Here is a 20285-nt window from a genome sequence, read left to right on the forward strand (position 1 = left end):
TCGCTCGAACCTGAGGTGTAATTTAGAAATGCGTAGCCTTATAAGGCTCTCGATATTTCAGAAGAGGTAGTTCGTGATCAATTTTTCTAAAAGCTGGCATACGAGGAAAATTAAAGTACTAAACCGGCGCTCTCGATCTGGAGGTCGGACATGACCGATTTCCTCTCCCCTAAAGAGCGGTCAGAGAGGATGGCCCGAATCAAGGGAAATAACACACGCCCAGAAATAGCATTGCGCAAAGTATTGCATAGTCTCGGTCTACGCTACCGCCTGAATGGCGGTGGTTTACCTGGTAAACCTGATCTAATTTTCCCCCGCTACAAGGCAATAGTTTTCGTTCATGGATGCTTCTGGCACAGGCATCTTAACTGCAGCATTGCGACAATACCGAAAAGTAATACAACATTTTGGTTGGAGAAATTCGAAAAAAATGTCGCCCGAGACAATCGAGTGACGTCTTCTCTACAGGCATTAGGTTGGAACGTATACATCGTTTGGGAGTGTGAGGTAGGTTCTACCAAAAAAGCAAATGCCACCGGCAAGCGACTTGCGGATTTAATACGTCAGGACTAGGAGAGCACTTATCATCAGAACAATGAAACACCGTTCATCCTTGCCCCCCCCCCGAACGACATATTTTTGCGAAAACTCATTAAAAACAACTTATTAATCAACCCTCCACACCCAAAACAATATTCTCCTTTAAAACTATAGCGTCTTTAAGCTTCTTACCGAACTCCTGTTTATCAACAGAATAGTGGGCACGGCGATGACAATTAGGACAAAGTGCAGCAACATTAGAAGGTAAATCTGGTCCTTCATCGGCAAGCCGAGTGAGATGATGCACTTCAAGAAATGCTCGCCCATCAGGACGAGCGAATGGAGCGACAAGCCCGCATGCCTCGCATATCCCGTTTGATCTAAGAGAGGCGTAGAGGTGAACCGCAGCACTCCTAAACCGATACTCTGCCACACTTGCCCGAATCTCAGCTTTTCTGGAGCCTAAAGAAGTTAATCTATACTGCATCTCTCGCAAGCCCCCGGATAAGTCTAGATCCAGATCACTTTCCTCGCTGTAGTAATTATATCCCTCGTCACCAATAGGCAGTAGACGAAAACGCCATAGCTTATCACCTTGACGACCGCCATCATTCGGCACGAACTGCTCACACCCTGAGACATTAAACTGTCCACAATAGGAAAACAATTTACCATAACTTCCTCGATCGACCACTTCCCTCGCAGTTGGTTCTCTTGTAGTGAAGAGTAGAACTGAATACTTTCCAGAAGATAACTTAGCGTTCGCGGCATTGCTCAGAATTTGATCTCCCGTACGACCCTGACCAAAATACCACCAAGTACCGTCAGAAAGTCGCTCATCTGAGTAACCAGCTTTCTTACCACCTCGCCCCCCTGATGTACAAATGAGACATCCTGGCTCGTTAGCCCCCCAAAGAACACCTGACTGCGCTTGCCTACTACCAATAAACTCAAGGAGACGGGATCTTTCGTACTCTTGACCAACTACAAAAGTAGACATTTTCACTCCAGAACTAGCATCCATTTGTATCAACATACGCGAAGATAGAACCGGAAAATATAGAAAGTTTCAATACGCCACCATTGGAGCATTAACATCTCCTAGAATAGGACCTAGGCAACGCCCTGATTGTTCTTGCCTCGCGATCCGTCGCCGAACATTGTGACAGCCCCACGCAAGAGGCGCATGTGCCCGGCACAGGGCATCCAGTGCGTCCCGCGAAGTCAAGACATGGTATGCATTAAATTCAGTGACCACCATTTCTAGTCTCTTATGCGGGTCCTCTAAGCAGCTACAATGTTGTCCCTACTCCAATCTCTCAACGCCCAGATAAGCGCATATTGAGATATTTCGTTGAGAGGAAGCGAATCCGTGCTTACTGCGAGCGCGGAAACGTCTTCGAAGCAACGCTGATGGTTGCTCACCGACAAGGACGAAGACATCGAAGCTCTGCGACGTTATTGCAACCGCTCGTCCGAGGCCGAGGGCATGCCTAAACAGTTCTGATTCTTGGCCGATTTCATCTATAGTTGCGGACGCTGATATGTATTTGGATGGCCCTTACTGATGATCTTTGTTGACCGCAAATCTGTCCAAAATCCCTTCGAGGACGCTGCTTTGGCGAGCAAAGCAGCATTAGAGGTTGCACGAGCCGGAGCTGAAGTCATGGGAGCGTCCTCTCAGCGGAGACTTCTGTTCACAGCTTATAAGCACCCGACTGTAAAAGCAGCGCTATCCGCTCTCTTTCATGATAAGTGCGCCTACTGCGAGACACGGATCGTGGGTTCCTTTGCCGACATCGAGCAGTTCAGACCGAAAGCTAGCGTTTCCGAGGCCAGGGATCATCAGGGCTATTGGTGGCTAGCCAACTCTTGGGAAAATCTGCTGATTGCTTGTCAGTCATGCAATCGAAAGTCGCTTTCTGCTGCAAACAAAAGTGAGGGGCAGGGGCCGATCGGTAAGTACAATCGATTTCCCTTAATTGATGAAAGCAAACGCGCCTTTACACCGAGCATGGACTTGTCGATGGAACAACCATTGCTGCTTAATCCCACCTTCGACGACCCAACCTCACATCTTACGTTCTCGGATGAAGGGCTGGTTTTCAGCGAAACAGAAAGAGGAAATTCGACGATCTCAATACTGGGATTGAATCGACCCAATCTTGCCAATGAAAGGCATAAGACAGCGAAGAACTATAGAAACTTGTTCGAAAGAGTCATTTGGGCGATGGACAAGGATGTCGACCTAAGCAAACAGCTTCTCGATGAGCTCCTTGAGATGGCGGCGAGCGAAGCCAGTTATGCCGGTATGATCCAACAATTTCTGCGGCGTGATAAAGCCCGGCTTGAGCAACAAATAAATAACCACAAATTGACGAAGGTGATAGAAGACGACGCCATTAAGCGTAACCTTCGATCACTTGAAAGTAAGGCCCCCATATCTGGCCCCGCAAGCGTGAAGAGGGCAGCTCGCACGACCAAGGCCTATCGAGGGCGAATGGCAAATTACTCTCTGGCCGATGAAGAAGGGATCAAACGGTATAAGTCGCAACGTCGCTCCATCGAGACCATATCCATCCGAAACATCCGGGCGCTAGGATCCTTTTATATAGATTTAGCGACGCAAGGTAGCGGCGCAGGTCGCTGGTTGATGCTGCTCGGTGAGAATGGCACCGGCAAGAGCACCGTGCTCCAAGCGATCGCGCTCGTATTAGGTGGATCAGCCTACATCTCAAAGCTTATCAAAGAGCAGCGCATCCGTATTCCCGAGCTTGTGCGATTCCGCTGCCGCTCCGGTGAGATCGCCGTAAAAATGAGTGGCTTCGACACGCCACACCGACTCAAAGTATTCAAAGACCGCCTCGAGTTCACTAGCCCCTCCAAAGAGACCGTCTGCATCATGCTTGACGGCGAGGTTAGAGGAACTGCGTGGGAGCCCCAGACGGTGATGGCAGGATATGGCGCTACACGCCTGTCGCCGCGCATAAGTAATGACTCACCATCAGGAGGCGACTTTGCCCGGGTGGAAAACCTCTTTGATCCCTTCGTCCCGTTGATGGATGCACAGAAATGGCTGGCCAGCCTGACTCGAAAAGACTTTAACCGCGTCGCAATCATCCTCAAGGATTTACTTGCGATTGACCCAGACGCCTATCTTGATCGAAGCCGAGGAAACATTTTCCTTCATGCTTCAGGGGAGAATGTCAGCCTGAGCAGCCTCAGTGTTGGCTATCAGACCATCGTTGCAGCAACCGTCGACATGCTTGAGATCCTCTCTAGGGTTTGGAGCAATCCATTGGAAGCCGAGGGTATCGTGATGATTGACGAACTGGATGCTCATTTGCACCCAACCTGGCAGATGCAAATCGTCAATAGCCTGAGACAAGCCCTGCCTGGGGTCCAGTTCATCACCACTACTCATCAACCTCTGTGCCTTCGAGGACTGTCAGAGGGTGAAATTGTAGTGATGCATCGTGGGGCAAACCATGAAGTCGAAATCATTACGGATCTACCTTCACCGGCTGACTTCCGGGTCGATCAGTTGCTCACATCGCCGTTCTTCGGACTCAACTCTACAACGGATCCCGACGTCGAACGGCTCTTCGATCGCTACTACGCGTTACTTGCGATGGATACGCGCGATGAACAGAATGAGGTCGAACTCACAGAGCTAACCAAACAACTCGAACGACGCAAACAGTTCGGAGAGAGCCAGCGCGAAGGTCTTTACCTTGAGGCGATCGACCGCCTACTGGCAAGGCAAAAATCTTTGCCAGACCTCGCGCACGAAGAAATTCGAGAGAAGGCGGTTAGTGAGATATCAGCAATCTGGGACAACCTAATCGGTGACATCGCAGAGACTGGAGAAGAGCAGATATGATTTACGTTTCGCGCTCATCGGATGCGGAAAAGCTGCCTCTCTATACAAAGGCGACTGTAAAAGCAGCGGACGGGAAGATAAAGGTTACCCGTTTTGAGCGAGAGCGCGCGGCTGCGATTAGCTTTTTCACGAACGTCGCCAATTATCACAACAACGAAAAATTAGGCGAGAAATCCTTCAGCTTTAAAGTCTACAAAGACAAAGCGCTCGCGAAAGTCTTAGCCAGCGACTTTCGAAGCAAATGCGCTTATTGCGAGAGCAAATTTGGAGCAGTGAGCTCCGCCGATATTGAGCATTATCGACCCAAGGCTTCTATTGGCTCGGGCACGACCGAACTCAAACCAGGTTACTACTGGCTCGCAGGTGATTGGGATAACCTTTTGATTTCATGCCAACACTGCAATCGTGTACGCAACCATGAAGTGCCAGGGCAAAGCGCAAATATCCTCCTTGGGAAAGGCAGCCAATTTCCCCTATCGGACGAATCCAAGCGAGTGCGGGTACATGGTGGAAATATTGCCGCCGAGGCGGATCTGCGGCTACTGCTGCATCCCTGTGTCGATCAGCCAACGGAACACCTTGCATTCGACGAGACCGGCTTGGTACGAGCCATTGTGAACGGCGTCGAAAGTCCGCGGGGCAAAGCATCGATCGACGTTTATGCGTTGCAGCGTAAAGATCTGGTGGAAGCTAGGCGAGACCAGATCAATGAACTCAGATCAAAGATCGATGACTTGCAGAGGTTGGTACGCCAACATAATCGAATGGCAAATTCGGCCGACTTCCCCGACGATGGCCATTCGGAGAATCTCGACCATATTGCCAAGACTGTAATGGGCATCAGAACCATGATGCTCCCTGAGGCAGTCTATATTGCAGCCAAAAGGGGATGGGTGAGAGGGGCGTACGAGCGCGGCGAATTCAAGACCTTGGAAAAGTTCGGAGTTAAGCTCGAAGCATTTTTGCTATTCGCAACCTAAATGCTGCCCGGGCGGTACATTGAACTTAGCTATGCGAACGTTAAGCTCAGCGCGAGCTGGTTCTGACTCTGCCCTTCAAAACCAACCACGCAAAGTCAGCCTGGGAGGACAAATGGGCGGACTAAAAATATTTAGTTTCAAAATGCCTAGCAAAATAAGGCAAAAATTCAAAAAAGCTGGCCACAAGCCAGCTTTTTAATGTCTGGCCGAAAGCCCTTTTATTTAGTGCCAGCACCACTGACATTTTTCTTAGCCTCCTCCTGAGCGCCGTGAAAACCGCCGATACGACGTCGCCCCCACCATAAATCCCTCAACGATTCTGCTCTCATGCATTCGATAACGCATTGCTCGCCTCAAGAAAAATACCAGCCCACCGATACAGCCAACGGATACTCAAGTATCGCTTCTGCAGCTCCTCAGCGAATCGTTACAAGCTGTTTGGGAAGCAATCTCAGTCGGAAACAGGAATGCAAGGCGGTAGCCTTCAACAAGGAGAAGTAGACATGAAATATATTGGTTATGCAGTGCTTAGCATAGTGGCTCTTTCTGCTGGTAGCGCGGTGGCTGAGGAGAAACCGTTCGCACATCAGTTCGATTGTCCTGCTAGCGGATGCAAGTTGACGTGCCAATCGATTGTTGCAGGCAGTAGCCCTTTTGGTTTGTCTGCGGCGGATAAGCTGACGGTTACGTTCTTGTCCAGCGGAGTAGCAATCTATGACGCCGACAAAGGGGCCATCGGTAAGCAAATGCTTAGCGTGAATCTCAATCAGGTTGCCTGTACCGTTGAGTCACGATGAGGAAGCAATTAGGAATCCATTGATGGGGAAGAGGACCGCGTTGAGCACAGACTCATAGTCCGTCATAAATGAAGCAGAATTCATTTGTTTGGAAAACGAGCTTACTGTCATGTCGATCGCACGCTGGCGAAGGGAAACGGACAGATAAGAGCTCTGTCCCGCTCGCTCTATCTTTTCTGACTCTGGAAATGCCTGTGTATCCGCCGGTCGAGCTTCGCACCGTTCAGGCGGATCGCCGATCGGCGCACGTAGCCTTGAATACGTTTCCTCGGGCGAGAAATAAGTCCGGATAGCGGCCGAGGCGGACACTGGGCATCTGATTTCGTGATCATAAGAAAGGTCTTGCCATGCAAGACCTTTCTTCATACCCGGGGTAAGCGCGGCCCCTTGTTACCTCACCTCAACAATATCCAAAGCCCGATTCGCCAGCAACTCACTCACCTCAATCACCTGCAAAATCCCCATCGCAACGCGCCGTCGCGATCCCTCAAGATCAAACGCCAAATCACTGATCATGGCATTGGCCGAAGCCAGGTTTTCGCTGAGACTGGCAAGCAGGCATTCCGAATCAACATCCGGTGCTATACGGAAGATCGTATGGGGTTTGTCAGACGTTTCGTCCTTCGGCGTAGGCTTCAGGTAGTAATCCAACGCCCGGTTGGCAGCATCATCAAGCTTATTGTTACGAGCAGACTGAGCGCGAGATACATGCTCATCTGCAGACGGAGGGTTCGGTGTAATTTTGACCATAGCCTTAACTCTCTTTGGTGAGGCCACAACCCTCTCGCTGCTAAACGAGTGGGTGGCAGCTGTACGCGGGTTAGCAGACCGACGAGTTAAGAAATCGGCGCGCCCGAGGGCGCCCCACGCACAGCCACCATCAAATGCAGGGATGGGAATACCTGACTGATGAAGCTTGATGCGACTCAACTCGACGGGCTGCTAAACCCGATCACTGATGGGCAGTGACAGGATCAAAACTACCGACGCGGCCAAGGGCGCACAAGCCGGCGGATTCTGGCGTAGTTGTAGGCAATGGCGCAAGGTTATGTCGGTCGTGGCTGGTCTCGTGGAGTCACGATAAACAGCGGGCCGGAATGTGGCTGATGCACCGCTATCGCGAGCGAGCTCGCTCCCACAGAGGAGCTTGTGTACGTATGTCGCTGGGGAATGCATTCGCGACCGGCTGCATCCTTGCAGCCAGTCGCGAAGAGGGTTACGACGCGTTGTTCAATGGGGCTTGCGAGCAATGTCGCAATGAATCAGGCGGGATATCTCGATCATATCCACGACGGTTTTGTCATCGACCGCAAACCCGCTGCCTGAAACCCCGGTGTTGCTGTTACTTGAGGGTGACGTCGAGCATTGGCGGGATGTAACCGTAGTCGTACTCGGCCACCACGAACGTCTGCAGCCCTTTTATTTTCATGCCCACCGTGGGTGCCTCGGTGCCACCGACACGAATCTGCGTGCCGGTTTCGTCGGTCGGTACGCTGTCGATGAAGGAGGTCACCAGGCCGTTTGGCATTACATAGTGCGAGTAGGTCTGGAATGGCTGCGAGGACGGGTTGCCCAGCACCAGGCCGGAACCGTTCAGCGGCACGTAAGGGCCGAACAGCGAGTCCGCGACAAAACCGTACACCCCGTCCGGCCCGGTCACACCGTCGGCGTAGGTGAAGGTATGGCTGATCGTGAACAGGTAGTACTTGCCATCCTGGAACACGAAGTGCGGACGCTCGGTCTGGTCGTTTACCCCCACGGCGGTCAGCAGTGGCGGCAACATTTCCCAGTCGTCACCGTCCGCGTCGCGGGCCACGGCGATGCCGACGCAGGCGGTCTGGAAGCGCGAGTTACCGACATCTTCATAACCCGGCGGCACATCGCCGATTTCCGCCTCGCCTACTTTGTGCGAGCCGCGCTCACCGGCCACGTTACCCTCGAACAGCATGTACAGCTTGCCGTCTTTCGGGTCGCGGAAAGGCCATGGGTCGCGGAAACCCCAGAAGGCGTTTTGGGCTTCGGTCTGATACATCTTGCCGTCAGCCTCGAACAGCGGCTTGACCTTCTCGAAGCCGACCATGCTGACACCGTGCTCGGTGGTCACTACCCGACCGCGCACCTTGACGATGGTCGCGCCTGGGGTGACGGCGGTGTAATACAGGTCCACTTCACCTCGGTCGTTCAACAGAATCGGCGTACCGGCCCATTCGCGAGCGGTCGGCGAAACGCCTTCGGCCATTACGCGGCCACCGAACTCCCAGTTCTTGCCGGTACGAGAGAACCAGTAGTACATCTTTGCCCGACCGTGGCGATCGTTCCAGTCGCGGAGGATGTCGTAGTTGCCGTCCTCGTCGAGGTACTGCGGGTCGTTTGGATGACGATCGGCCGTCAGGGTGAAGATCACCGACCAGCCATCGACGGACGTCACGTTACCGTCCAAGTCGCGCAGGGGCATGGTGTCCCAGATGAACACGTCGTTGTTCAGTGTCGGGAAATCCGCGCTGACCAGTGGTTGAGTGGTGGTGGGGTCATCGGCCCGGACTTTCAACGCGTCGGCGCGGGTCCAGAGGCTGGGTTGATGGGGGGTTACACCGAATTTTTCAGTGGTGGTTTTCATAAGGTAATACCTCGTCCATGAATGGATTCAAATAAATGATGCTTTGGAAATACTGTATGTGCATACAGTGAAGCCACCTTATAGGGGGTTATGCATGCGGGTCAAGCATAAAAATGCATTTGTGCATAATTTAGATTTTTGTTGAGGCTGATACGTTTCAGCTGTGAACGTTTGCAGAAGTTAGTTCATGTGGAGATTGGCGACGTTGCCTGCACGGTTGGTGCTATGGACGCAGCTTGGTGGAAAGCGTGCGTAACTGGGCAATGGGTGGAGGCAGTGCATAGGGGGATTGGTTAGCTGAGGCTGCGGGTTTTGCGCAAAGGCCAATGCAGGGTGGGGAGCCGAACAAAAAGCTTTGATTTGTCGCCGTTGGCGAGATGGAGGGAAGCGGGTCTTGGTGAGCTGCTTGTGAGGTGGCGAGTCAGCGGTAGAGGTGTTGACTGGTGTGCCGCTATCGCGAGCAAGGCTTGCCCGCGATGGCTGCACCGCGGTGTAGCAACTGAACCGCGTTATCGTTCATCGCGGGCAAGCCTTGCTCCCACAAGGGTTTGACTTGGTTGCGGGGTTGGGTTTACTGACCTTTTCGTGAGCAAGCCCGCTTCCACAGAGGGCTGACACAACGTGTCGCTGTTTTTTGATTTCTGCGACATGAAAGGTAAAGCCACTCCTTCGGACTGACTCGCCCCTCAGCCCAACGTATTCAGACAAACCACCTTCGGCTGGGTCATTTCCTCGTACGCGAAGCGCACCCCTTCCCTGCCCAAACTGCCGTACTTGGAACCGCCGAACGGCATCGCATCAAACCGGAAATCCGACGAATCATTGATCATCACGCCCCCCGCTTCAATTCGCCGGGCAGCGCTCATCGCGGTGTTGAGGTCGTTGGTGAAAATCCCGGCGTGAAGCGCGTATTCAGGTTCGTTAGCCAAGGCGATGGCTTCATCGAACGTGTCGAACGGCTGCAACACCACCACCGGGGCGAAGGCTTCATTGCGCCAGAGTCGGCTGGAATGATCGACGTTTTCCAGGACGGTGGCGGCGTAGCAGGTGCCTTGGCGGCGGTGGCCGCAGAGTAAGGTGGCGCCTTGTTGCAGGGCTTCGTTGACGACCTGTTCGGCGTTTTGCGCGGCTTGTTGGGTGATCATCGGGCCGATGTCGGTGTTGGCGAGCAGTGGGTTGCCGACGACGAGGGCTTGGGCCTGGTTGACGAAGCGTTCGCGGAAGGCTTCGTAGATCGGCGCGTGGATGAGCAGGCGTTGGGTGCCGATGCAGTTTTGCCCGGCGGCCCAGAAGGCGCCGGAGACGCAGCTGTCGACGGCGGCGTCGAGGTTGCAGTCGCCCATGACGATGACGGGGGCGTTGCCGCCGAGGTCCATGGCGAGTTTTTTCAGGCCGGCGGTGCGGGCGATTTGTTCGCCGGTGACGAAGCCGCCGGTGAAGGAGATCATCCGCACGTCGCGGGCGGCGACCAGGGCTTTGCCCAGTTCGGCGCCGCCGGTGGCGACGGTGACCACGGTTTCACGCAGGCCGGCGGCGACCAGGTACGACACCAGTTTGAGCGCCGACAACGGCGCCAGCTCGGACGGTTTGAGGATCACCGCGTTGCCGCCGGCGATGGCCGGGCCGAGTTTGTGGGCGACCAGGTTCAGCGGGTCGTTGTAGGGGGTGATGGCGACGATCAGGCCCAGGGGTTCGCGGGTGAACCAGCCCTGGCGCGATTCGGCGCCTTCGTAGGCATCGAACGGTACGATTTCGCCGGCGTTGCGCTTGGCTTCTTCGGCGGAGAGCTTGAGGGTGTTGACGCAGCGTTTGACTTCTTTTTCGGCCTGTTTGAGGGTCTTGCCGGCTTCGTCGACGATCAGCCGGGCGAAGGCTTTGGCGTCGCGTTCGATGTTCAGTGCCGCTTGCTCGAGGATGCTTGCGCGGCGATGACGCGGGAGAGCGGCGCAGGCTTTTGCGCCGCTGCGTCCGGTTTCGAGCAGGTGTGGGACTTCTGAGGCGCACACGTCGGCGACGGTGCCGACGATGCTGCCGTCAAACGGGTTGAGGACTTCGATGTGCGGTTCGACGACCGCCAGGGCCAGGCGCGATACGTTCACAGGGTGTGCTCCTGTTTGAGGGTTGTCGATTGGTGGATGTGGATGATGTCCGACAGCAGTGCGAAGGCGGTTTCGGTGCGTCCGGCGCCTGGACCGGAGACGGTGACGGCGCCGAGCAGTTCGCTGGTGAACGACACGGCGTTGGTGGCGCCGCTGATGCTCGCCAGGGGGTGGTCGTTGCTCAGCAGGCGTGGTTCGACGCTGGCGCTGATGGAGCCGTCGGCCTGGCGCGTGGCGGCGCCGATGAGTTTCCAGCGGGCGCCGTCGTGGCGGGCTTTTTCGATGTCGGCGAGGCTGAGGGCGGAGATGCCGCGGCAGGTGACGTCGTTGACGGTGAGTTTGGCGTCCAGCAGTTCGTTGGCGAGGATCACCACTTTCAGACGCACGTCGTGGCCTTCGACGTCTGCCGTTGGGTCGGCTTCGGCGTAGCCCAAGGCTTGGGCCTGGCTGACGGCTTCGGCAAACCCGAGGCCGCCTTCCATGCAGGTGAGGACGAAGTTGGAGGTGCCGTTGAGGATGCCTTCGAAGCCTGTGATCGAGCAGCCGGCCAGGGATTGTTTGGCGAGGCGAATGACCGGGGTGCCGCTCATGACCGAGCCTTCGTATTCGAAGGCGACGTTGTTGCGCTGGGCCAGGGCTTTGAGTTCGGCGCCGTGCAGGGCGATGGGGCCTTTGTTGGTGGTGACCACGTGCTTGCCACGCTCCAGCGCCCAGCGGCAGAACGAGGTGGCAGGCTCGCCGTCCACCGGGTTGGTGAAGGTGGCTTCGGCGATGATGTCGGCGCCGCAGTCTTTGATCACTGCTTCGTTGAGGGCATCGACGGTACCGCCGGGGAGTTGGGCCATGACGCCTTTGGTGGTGGGCAGTTTGGCCAATGAGGCGGCGTCGAGGCCGTGACGGTCCATCACCGAACCGAGGAACAGGTCGGTCACGCCGACGATTTTCAGGGTGAAGCCGAGTTCGGTTTTCCACTGCTGGTTGCGCTCGGCAATCAGCTGAGCCAATGCCCGGTTCACACCACCGAAGCCGACCAGCGCCAGTTTGTATTCAGTCATTTTTGTTATGTCCTTGATCCGGGTGATGAGGTTGTTGGGATCTAGGTTAGGGGGGTGGGGTTGGCAGTTAAATAGGCCAATTTGCTCTATTTTCTGGGCGTTTTGACCAGGGGGTGGGCAAAGCGGTGGGTGTGGATTTGATCGTTCCCACGCTCTGCATGGGCATGCATCCTGTGACGCTCTGCGTCGCCTCGCAGAAGCGGAACGCGGAGCGTCCCTGGCGGCATTCCCACGCGGGAGCATGAGGAACGATCGTTCACAGCCCCCGCAACCTGATCGTTCCCACGCTCCGCGTGGGCATGCATCCCGTGACGCTCTGCGTCACCCTCTCAGCAGCGGAACGCGGAGCGTCCCTGGCGGCATTCCCACGCGGAGCGTGGGAACGATCTGCACTACCGGGCTCAGACCACCGACGACAACACAAACGACGTCACGGTGTTCTCCACCCCTGGCAACGCCGAGATCTCTTTCCACACCTTGTGCACCCGCTCCGGGTTCGCCGCGCCGACCCGCAGCATCAAGTCAAACTCGCCGCTCATCACATCGCACTGCAGCACTTCAGGCATGGCCTGCAACGCCTGCAACACCTCGGCGCCGCGCATGCGGTCGTAGCGGTAGACGAAGATCACGGCGTTGATGTTCGACGACGCGTGCGCGCCCTCCCCGGTGCGCACCGTATACCCCTGGATCGCGCCGTCGCGTTCGAGGCGTTCGATGCGTTGGCGCACGGCGTTGCGCGAGAGGTTGACCTTGGCCGCCAGTTCGGCGTGGGCGGCGCGGGCGTTGAGGCGCAGTTCAGCGATGATGCGTTCGTCGAGGGGGTCGAGAATTCGCTTCATGGGGCCTCCGGTTACAGGGTGCCGAGCAGTTGATGGAGGGCCGCGAGGTCGTCCGGCTGGATGCGATAAATGTGCGCCGGGCCATGCTCGGACATCGTACGCTGTGGCGCCGCAATAGGGATCCCCAACTCACCAAGCAACACCGCAGATTTAATAGGCGATATCTCGCCCAAGGTCACCATCGGCGCCACCAGGCTGCGCCGGTACAAACGCGCCGCGAGCACGCCGGTGGCGGTGTGTGGGTCGATGACATAACCAGTGTCGCGATACAGCGACGTGATTTCCTCCAGCGTCTGCTCATCGCTGACCGCGTACGAGTCGATGATCATCCGCGCCTGCAACCAGAACTCGTTGGCGATGGTCATTTCGCCGTGGGTTTCGAAGGTGTCCATCAGTGCGCTCACGGCCTGGTCGTCATGCCCATAGAGCTCCCAGAGAAACCGTTCCAGGTTGGAAAAAATCGACAAATCCATGGCCGGCGACAGGGTCTTGCTGGCGCGCAATCGCGAGTAGTGGTTCTTCAAAAAGAACTGATGCAGCGCGTCATTCTGGTTGGTGGCGACGATCATCTGCGTGATCGGCAAGCCCATCTTCTGCGCGATGTAGCCGGCATAGACTTCGGCAAAACTCGCCGCCGGCACGCTGAAACCAATGGGCCGCTGACCGCCGCCCAGTTGCAGCACGGCGTGGAAATAAAACACCAACTGCGCCATGACGCTGACCCAGTTGCTGGAGTTGAAACTGATCGCATCATGCTGGCGGAACAGTTGTGTGACGAGGGTCTGGCATTCATCGAAACTGCCATCGACGGCCACTTGATGAACCCGCGGATGCGCCGTCGCTTGCAGGTCTTGAAGCTGGTCTTGCGGTACGCCGGCCTCGGGATAAATCACCACCACGTCGGTCTCGTCGCAGTGCTTGAAGGCCTCGATGGCGGCCAGGCCGGTGTCGCCGTTGGTGACGCCGATCACCACGGCGCGACGCCCGCGTTTACGCAGGAAGTACTGCACCAGCCGCGCCTGCAATTGCGCGGCAAAATCCTTCGAGGAGCGGGTCGGCCCATGGAACAATTCCAGGACCCATTCATTGCGATCCACCTGATGCAACGGCGCCAGCGAGCGATGGCTGAACTGGCTGCCGGCCTCCTTGAGCACCCGCTTGAAGTCAGCCTCGGGGATCGCCTCGCCCACGAACGGACGCATCACTCGATAGGCCAGTTCGTCGTAGGACAAGGTCGACCAATTGGCGATGTCCTGGGGTTCGAAGTGCGGCAATGTGACGGGGACAAACAGGCCGCCATCCTCGGCGATGGCCGACAGCACGACTTTTTCGAAATCGACCTGCACGGCGGAATTTCGGGTACTCACATAGCGCATGGTCAACTCCGTAAAACAGTTCATTTAAAGCGATGCGCCTGCTCCACCAGCCAGGTGGAAAACCGCGCCGCGTCCGGGTGCTGCTCGGCCCCGGAACTGCGCACCAGGTAAAACGATTCGCTGGCTTCGATGCGCTGGGCGAAGGGCTCGACCAGGCGTCCGTCGCCGAGCATGTCACTCACCATCGACGAGCGCGCCAGGGCGATGCCCTGCCCCAGTTCAGCCATGCGCAAGGTGCAGACCAGCGTGTCGAATTGCATGCCGGTCGAGGAATCCACCGAGTCGGCACCGACCATTTTCAGCCAGTAGCCCCAGCCCTCTTCGTAGCCCAGCACATGCAGCAACGGATGCTTGGCCACGTCCGCCGGCACTTTCAGCGTCGCCATCAAGGCGGGCGAGCACACCGGGAACAAGGTGTCCCAGGTCAGCCGCTGGGACACCAGGCCGGGCCATTGACCGTGGCCCCAGCGAATTTCCATGTCGTCTTCGCCATCCAGCTCCTTGACCCAGATGTTGCTGATGTAGCGGATGTCGACGTGCGGGTGCGCCTGGCGAAAATCCACCAGTTTCGGCGCCAGCCAGTGCACGAAAAACGCCAGGCTGCCGCGCACCTTGATTGGCCGGCGTTTGTGCTGGCCAAAGATTTCGTTGGTGCCCACCGCCAGTCGCGTGATCGCGTCCTGCACCACCGGCAGGTACGCCTGGCCCTCCTCGGTCAGGCCCAGGCCACGGGGCAAGCGCTTGAACAGCGCCACCCCCAAGTGACTTTCCAATTGGCGGATCTGCTGACTGACCGCACCCTGGGTCAAGAATAATTCGTCGGCGGCGTGGGTGAAGTTCAGGCAGCGGGCCGACACTTCGAATGCCCGCAGCCAGTTCAACGGGGGCAACGTTTTTTGCTTCATGGTCTTACCTCGCTAGCCCCCACGCACCAGGCACGTTTGCCCGCCCCGTCGACGCGGTTTAGAACGCGTCGGACGGTTGTGCCACGAGGGCAACCGACAAGCGTCGCTCGCGGCTTTTGCGGGTAATGTAATACACGAAGTAACACCAGGCGATGAACGGCAAGCCGAAGTACAGCGCCACCCGTTGTTCAGGGTCGAAGGCGATCCCGATGCACGCCAAGCTGCAGCACACCAGCGCCCCCAACGGCACCCACGGATAACCGCGCACGCGGAACTTGAGGTGGCGAATGTCGCCGCCGTTAGCCACGTAGTGACGGCGGAAAGCGATCTGGCTCGCAGCGATGCTCATCCACACCACCACCACGGCCAGACCGGAAATCGACACCAGCGCCAGGTAGATGGTATCGGCGGCAAACACGCTGCTGAGCAACGAGGCGGCGCCGCCGGCCATGCTGACGATGATTGCGTTGAGCGGCGTGCCCATGCGGGTCAGGGCCGAGAACTGCTTGGGCAGGTGGCCTTGGTCGCTGAGGGTCCAGAGCATCCGCGAGGCGGCGTACAACCCGGAGTTGGCCGCCGACAACAGGGCGGTGATGATCACGAAGTTCATGATGTCGGCGGAGTACGGAATGCCGATGTAGGTGAACACCGTGACGAACGGACTCTCGACCAAACCGGCTTGCTCGCGGGGCAACAAGGTCGCCAGGACAAAAATGGTCCCGACGAAAAACACCGCCAGGCGCAGCACCGTGGTGCGGATGGCGCGTGGCACATTGCGTTGCGGGTCTTTGGTTTCACCGGCGGCGATGCCGATCAGTTCAGTACCGGAAAACGCGAAGGACACCGCCAGCAGCGTCATCACGATGGGCATGAAGCCGGTAGGAAACAGTCCCTCGCGGGTGAAGTTGCTCAAGCCGATGCTGTGGGCCTGGTCAATGTTCAGCAGGCCGAGAATCGCGCCACCGCCAATCAGCAGGAACACCACCACGGTCAGCACTTTGATCAACGACAACCAGAACTCGGTCTCGGCGAACAACCGCACCGAAATCACGTTGGTGAGGAACACCACGCCGGCAAACAGCGCGCTCCAGATCCACACCGGCGTGTCGGGAAACCATCGGGTCATGAGGATGCCGGCGGCGGTGAATTCGGAACCGATGGCCACCGTCCACGTCAGCCAATACAGCCAGGCCACGGTGTAGCCGGTGCCGGGGCCGAGGAAGCGCGTGGCGTAGGTGCTGAACGAACCGGTTTCCGGCATCTGCACCGCCAGCTCACCGAGGCACATCATCACCATGTAGACCATGAGCGCGCCGATGATGTAGGCGATTACCGCGCCCAAGGGGCCGGCCTGGTTGACGGTGTAGCCGGAGGTCAGGAACAGCCCGGTGCCGATCACGCCGCCCAAGGCCAGCATGACGATATGGCGCGTCTGCATTTCCTGCTTGAAGCCAGCCCGCGTACTCGTTTGTTGTTCTGTTATGGACATGGTTGTTCTCATGAAATGTCAGGGCGCGCATCTACGTCTACGCGAGTCAGACAAGCGCCGCTGAGCTTTTATTATTATTCCTATTCATGAACGCCCCATTCACAGCCTTGTTATGGGGTACCAACTTTCAAACTTCAGTTTGCGGTCTCGATGTGGACTTCATTGAGTTGCGGATTGAGGGTCTTTTTGACGAAGGCGAAGGCCTGTTTCAAATCGTCCAGTAGATCGTCCGTGTCTTCGATGCCCACCGAAACCCGCACCAAGCCTTCGGAGATGCCCAGGGCCAGGCGTTCTTCCAAGGTGTTCTCGACATGGCTGGTGGTGCGGGCCGGGCCGTAGATGGTTTCCACCGCGCCCAGGTTGCCGGCGCAATGGGCGAAGCGCAGGCGCGGCAGCAGCAGCTTGACCGTGTCCATGCCGCCGACCAGGACAAAACTGACGATGGCGCCGAAGCCGGACATCTGCGCGCAGGCCACGGCGTGGTTCGGGTGGCTGGGCAAGCCCGGGTAATTGACCGCCTCCACCAGCGGTTCGGTGCAGAGGAATTCGGCCAGGGCCCGAGCGCTGTGTTGTTGCTGACGCATGCGCAGTGCCAGGGTCTTCATGCCTCGGATGATCAGGTAGGCCGAGAACGGGTCGAGGCTCGCGCCGTTGATTTCCCGGTAATGCCGCACCTGGGCCATCAAGGCTTCGCTGCCACACACCAGGCCGCCGAGCACGTCGCCATGGCCGCTGAGAAACTTGGTCGCGCTATGAATCACCACGTCCACCCCCAAGGCCAGCGGGCTCTGGTTCAGCGGTGTGGCGAAGGTGTTATCGGCCACGACCACGGCGCCGACACGCTTGGCCGCCGCCACCAGGCGCGGGATGTCGAGGATTTTCAGGGTCGGGTTGGTGGGGGTTTCCAGGTACAGCACCTGGCAACCCTTGGCGATTTCACGCTCGAGGTCGTCGTGATCGAAGGTCTCGCACAAGGTCACCGCCACGCCGGTGCGCGGCAGGAACTCTTCGAAAATCTTGTTGGTGCCGCCGTAACTGTCCTTGGTCGACACCACGCGATCGCCATGGGCCAGGAAGGTGTAGAGCACGCTGCTGATCGCCGCCATGCCGCTGCTGAAGGCCACGGCGGACTCGGCCATTTCCAACTCGCGAATCTTGGCTTCGAGGGTCTCGACGGTCGGGTTGCTCATGCGGCTGTAGATAAAACCGGGGGCCTTGCCCAGGGCGACGTCGTACCAGACGTCGATGTCGTCGTAACCATACGCGGCACTGGCCACGATGGGGGTTTGCGTGGCGTTGTAGGGGTGCCTGACTTGCTCCCCACCCCAAACCGCCCGGGTCCCTGCTCCCGCGTTATCAAGCCCTGTGCTGTCAGGTTTATTGTTCATTGAGGCTACTCACACTGAGGGGGTGGACGTTGAGCCATCCACCGAATCTGAGGGCCAATATAGGGAAAAGCCGGGCGCCCGAGAAACGATGTTATCGGTGCCAAAGGGGTGGTTTTTTTAATGGCTGTATGAAGGTCTGGGATGACCTGCGGACACAAAAACCTGTGGGAGCGGGCTTGCTCGCGAAAGCGGTGGGTCAGTCACTGAGGGGTTGAATGTGCAATCGCTTTCGCGAGCAAGCCCGCTCCCACACTGGAATTGTGGTGACGTCGGGAATGCGTGAGCGCCAATCCTACAGGCGACCGTTGACTTAAAGGCTGTGTGAATCATCGTGGCGAGGGAGCTTGCTCCCGCTCGGCTGCGCCGTAGGAGCTGCCGAGCGAAGCGAGGCTGCGATCTTTCCAAAGCCAGTTGAGTATCAAGCGAAAGATCCAGATCAAAAGATCGCAGCCTTCGGCAGCTCCTACCGCAACCCAGCGGGAGCAAGCTCCCTCGCCACAGGTTATCGATCGTTCCCACGCTCCTGCGTGGGAATGACGCCAGGGACGCTCCGCGTTCCGCTTCTGGATGTGACGCAGAGCGTCACGGGATGCATTTCCACGCGGGAGCGTGGGAACGATCAATAACAGTATCTTGTCCCTCACAATCTAGATCCTATTCCTCCACATCTCTTATAGATTCAAGCCAAAGAAAAAAATGATCTTTTTGCAGCTGAGGATCACTGACTATATCTTGATCTTCGTAATCAAATATATTAACAAGATCCGATCTTGAGGCACGCTTACCCAAAACATGTTCATATGCAGCTACCCCTGACGACATTTGCGAGGACATACTGGAAGGTCTTACACTCCGCTTAGCGCCCTTGCATAAAAATTTTAAATCGGAGTGTTCTTTTATAATCTTTCCAAGACACTCATACACGTCAGCCCCGGAGTATTTTTTTGACCAGCCACTTTTGAAGGTAAGCAGAACGGTAGATCTTGCTGAATTAACATCAAGCAGCACATCCTCTTTTTGACCATCTTTAATAATTGAAATAACTTTCTTCGTCATTTTTTATTTCCTTTGAGGGTTGGGTAAAGAGTACCCAACATAGGAACCATCCTTCTTAAGTGGCGTGACCCCGATAATATCTTCCGTCTTTACCCGATCAGGGATTGCAATCTCATACTCATAGCTATAAGGAACATCACTGCGCGGGAGCTCCTTATTTACATCACGCCCAGGAATTCGCTTTAGGACATACAGATACCCTTTGCGCGCCCTATACTTTGTTCCAAAATCGATACCGACATCAACATCCGTGCTTGTACTGACAAAATTACTCGGTGGATTTCTGTTATCCCAAACATGAAGTAGTAGGTCGGTGCTTTTCCCCAAGCTCCTAAAACCTTCTTTAAAAATGATTTCTGGCCCCCTCAAGTCTCCACGATAAAGAAATGTAGGTTTTGGTGGGGAAGCCTCCCCCTCATCCACCCCAACCTTACCCGCCGGATCCTGCGCCCCAACCGCCGGCCTACACCCACCCTTCCCCGGACAATCCACCAACCCCAACGGATCCACCCACCCCGTCGGGTTCAGGGTGTACCGATACCCATTGAGCCCGCCCACCAACTTGCTCGGGTCAGGCGTCAAATAGCGGCCGGTCTCGGGATTGTAGTAGCGGTGGCGGTTGTAGTGCAGGCCGCTTTCGGGGTCGAAGTATTGGCCCTGGAAGCGCAGCGGTTGCTCAAGTTGTTCGCCGCCGCCGTGCTGGAGTTCGGTGAGTTGGCCGTAGCCGTTGTAGCGCGCCGACCAGACGATCTGGCCGCTGTAGCTGGTCAGTTCCTGGGGCGTGCCCAGGTGATCGAGGTGGTAGTAGAACGGCGTGGCTTTTTCCGGGCCTTCGCCATCAAGCATCGCCAACGGGCGGAAGGTGCCGGGTTCGTAGACGTAGCTGCGGTGGTGGCGCGGGCTGTTTTCGGCGACAACCTGGTCGCCTTGCCAGAAAAACTCCGTGGTCAGGCCGTCCACGGTCTTGCTGATGCGTCGGCCGAAGGCGTCGTAGCGGTAGGACGTTTCACGCCCATCCGCCGTGGTGACGCCGATCAGGCGGTGCTGGCTGTCGTAGCGGTAGGCGCTGACCAGGGCCTGGCCGCGGCGTTCGCGGATCAGGTTGCCGAAGGCGTCGTAGTCGTAGTGGCGGTCGCCCTCCTTCAGCAGGCGGTTGCCCTTGAGGGCGGTCGGGCCAGGGCGATCCTGCATCATCAGGTTGCCGGCCGGGTCGTGGCAGAAGTGTTCCGGCGGTTCGCTGTGGGAAAAGTCGATGCGGGTC

The 20285-nt window shown here is 56.8% G+C and carries 16 protein-coding genes; 4 read left to right on the top strand and 12 right to left on the bottom strand.

What is annotated here, in order from left to right; all coding sequences use genetic code 11:
- Nucleotides 1–150: 150 nt before the first annotated feature.
- On the top strand, nt 151–573 hold the full coding sequence (locus CFII68_RS27075; RefSeq protein ID WP_018611276.1) for a very short patch repair endonuclease: 423 nt from the start codon (nt 151–153) through the stop codon (nt 571–573).
- A gap of 97 nt (nt 574–670) precedes the next feature.
- On the opposite strand, the gene CFII68_RS27985 is transcribed toward CFII68_RS27075, so the two are convergent.
- Entirely contained in the window at nt 671–1540 is an 870-nt protein-coding gene (locus CFII68_RS27985; protein ID WP_177325053.1) for an HNH endonuclease signature motif containing protein, read from the bottom strand.
- A 567-nt stretch (nt 1541–2107) separates the two neighbouring features.
- Between CFII68_RS27985 and CFII68_RS06630 the strand changes: the two genes are divergently transcribed.
- The 3 genes from CFII68_RS06630 (at nt 2108) to CFII68_RS06620 (ending at nt 6200) form a co-directional block, all read left to right on the top strand.
- Nucleotides 2108–4423, top strand: a complete 2316-nt coding sequence (locus tag CFII68_RS06630) for an AAA family ATPase (protein ID WP_018611285.1) — start codon at nt 2108–2110, stop codon at nt 4421–4423.
- On the top strand, nt 4420–5403 hold the full coding sequence (locus CFII68_RS06625; RefSeq protein WP_018611287.1) for an HNH endonuclease: 984 nt from the start codon (nt 4420–4422) through the stop codon (nt 5401–5403). The genes CFII68_RS06630 and CFII68_RS06625 overlap by 4 nt, the downstream gene beginning before the upstream one ends.
- Nucleotides 5404–5906: 503 nt before the next feature.
- The gene (locus CFII68_RS06620; protein WP_018611289.1) at nt 5907–6200 is read left to right on the top strand and encodes a hypothetical protein; all 294 of its coding nucleotides are present in this window, start codon (nt 5907–5909) and stop codon (nt 6198–6200) included.
- Between the two features lie 390 nt (nt 6201–6590).
- Here the strand turns inward: CFII68_RS06620 and CFII68_RS06615 are convergent, their stop codons facing one another.
- From CFII68_RS06615 to CFII68_RS06570, 11 genes are all read right to left on the bottom strand, one after another.
- Nucleotides 6591–6950: a DUF6124 family protein gene (locus tag CFII68_RS06615; RefSeq protein ID WP_018611291.1), complete on the bottom strand. Its 360-nt coding sequence runs from the start codon at nt 6948–6950 to the stop codon at nt 6591–6593.
- 592 nt (nt 6951–7542) lie between these two features.
- Entirely contained in the window at nt 7543–8817 is a 1275-nt protein-coding gene (locus CFII68_RS06610; RefSeq protein ID WP_018611294.1) for a glycoside hydrolase family 68 protein, read from the bottom strand.
- A gap of 686 nt (nt 8818–9503) precedes the next feature.
- On the bottom strand, nt 9504–10916 hold the full coding sequence (locus CFII68_RS06605) for an aldehyde dehydrogenase family protein (protein WP_018611296.1): 1413 nt from the start codon (nt 10914–10916) through the stop codon (nt 9504–9506).
- Entirely contained in the window at nt 10913–11971 is a 1059-nt protein-coding gene (locus CFII68_RS06600) for a homoserine dehydrogenase (RefSeq protein WP_018611298.1), read from the bottom strand. Before CFII68_RS06600 ends, CFII68_RS06605 begins: the two co-directional genes overlap by 4 nt.
- Before the next feature lie 401 nt (nt 11972–12372).
- Entirely contained in the window at nt 12373–12810 is a 438-nt protein-coding gene (locus tag CFII68_RS06595; RefSeq protein ID WP_003205952.1) for an Lrp/AsnC family transcriptional regulator, read from the bottom strand.
- Nucleotides 12811–12821: 11 nt separating this feature from the next.
- Nucleotides 12822–14186, bottom strand: coding sequence for a threonine synthase (gene thrC / locus CFII68_RS06590; protein ID WP_018611301.1), 1365 nt, complete (start codon nt 14184–14186; stop codon nt 12822–12824).
- A gap of 20 nt (nt 14187–14206) precedes the next feature.
- Nucleotides 14207–15091 (bottom strand): LysR substrate-binding domain-containing protein, encoded by an 885-nt coding sequence (locus CFII68_RS06585; protein ID WP_003205954.1) that lies wholly within the window; start codon nt 15089–15091, stop codon nt 14207–14209.
- A 58-nt stretch (nt 15092–15149) separates the two neighbouring features.
- Entirely contained in the window at nt 15150–16580 is a 1431-nt protein-coding gene (locus CFII68_RS06580) for an amino acid permease (RefSeq protein ID WP_033062812.1), read from the bottom strand.
- Nucleotides 16581–16714: 134 nt separating this feature from the next.
- Nucleotides 16715–17968 carry a cystathionine gamma-synthase family protein gene (locus tag CFII68_RS06575; RefSeq protein WP_003205956.1) on the bottom strand — a complete coding sequence of 418 codons (1254 nt, stop codon included), beginning with the start codon at nt 17966–17968 and terminating at the stop codon, nt 16715–16717.
- Between the two features lie 654 nt (nt 17969–18622).
- Nucleotides 18623–19024, bottom strand: coding sequence for a hypothetical protein (locus CFII68_RS27085; protein WP_082306343.1), 402 nt, complete (start codon nt 19022–19024; stop codon nt 18623–18625).
- Between the two features lie 3 nt (nt 19025–19027).
- On the bottom strand, nt 19028–20285 hold a 1258-nt coding region (locus CFII68_RS06570; protein WP_018611308.1), incomplete at its 5' end, for an RHS repeat-associated core domain-containing protein.

This window comes from Pseudomonas sp. CFII68, assembly GCF_000416195.1.
Lineage (GTDB): Bacteria > Pseudomonadota > Gammaproteobacteria > Pseudomonadales > Pseudomonadaceae > Aquipseudomonas > Aquipseudomonas kilonensis.

Coding starts and splice junctions, on each gene's coding strand:
- thrC (WP_018611301.1), bottom strand. CDS start 14,186: ATGCGCTATGTGAGTACCCGAAATTCCGCCGTGCAGGTCGATTTCGAA.
- CFII68_RS06580 (WP_033062812.1), bottom strand. CDS start 16,580: ATGTCCATAACAGAACAACAAACGAGTACGCGGGCTGGCTTCAAGCAG.
- CFII68_RS06575 (WP_003205956.1), bottom strand. CDS start 17,968: ATGAACAATAAACCTGACAGCACAGGGCTTGATAACGCGGGAGCAGGG.
- CFII68_RS06585 (WP_003205954.1), bottom strand. CDS start 15,091: ATGAAGCAAAAAACGTTGCCCCCGTTGAACTGGCTGCGGGCATTCGAA.
- CFII68_RS06625 (WP_018611287.1), top strand. CDS start 4,420: ATGATTTACGTTTCGCGCTCATCGGATGCGGAAAAGCTGCCTCTCTAT.
- CFII68_RS06620 (WP_018611289.1), top strand. CDS start 5,907: ATGAAATATATTGGTTATGCAGTGCTTAGCATAGTGGCTCTTTCTGCT.
- CFII68_RS06600 (WP_018611298.1), bottom strand. CDS start 11,971: ATGACTGAATACAAACTGGCGCTGGTCGGCTTCGGTGGTGTGAACCGG.
- CFII68_RS27075 (WP_018611276.1), top strand. CDS start 151: ATGACCGATTTCCTCTCCCCTAAAGAGCGGTCAGAGAGGATGGCCCGA.
- CFII68_RS06610 (WP_018611294.1), bottom strand. CDS start 8,817: ATGAAAACCACCACTGAAAAATTCGGTGTAACCCCCCATCAACCCAGC.
- CFII68_RS06615 (WP_018611291.1), bottom strand. CDS start 6,950: ATGGTCAAAATTACACCGAACCCTCCGTCTGCAGATGAGCATGTATCT.
- CFII68_RS06630 (WP_018611285.1), top strand. CDS start 2,108: ATGATCTTTGTTGACCGCAAATCTGTCCAAAATCCCTTCGAGGACGCT.
- CFII68_RS06595 (WP_003205952.1), bottom strand. CDS start 12,810: ATGAAGCGAATTCTCGACCCCCTCGACGAACGCATCATCGCTGAACTG.
- CFII68_RS27085 (WP_082306343.1), bottom strand. CDS start 19,024: ATGACGAAGAAAGTTATTTCAATTATTAAAGATGGTCAAAAAGAGGAT.
- CFII68_RS27985 (WP_177325053.1), bottom strand. CDS start 1,540: ATGTCTACTTTTGTAGTTGGTCAAGAGTACGAAAGATCCCGTCTCCTT.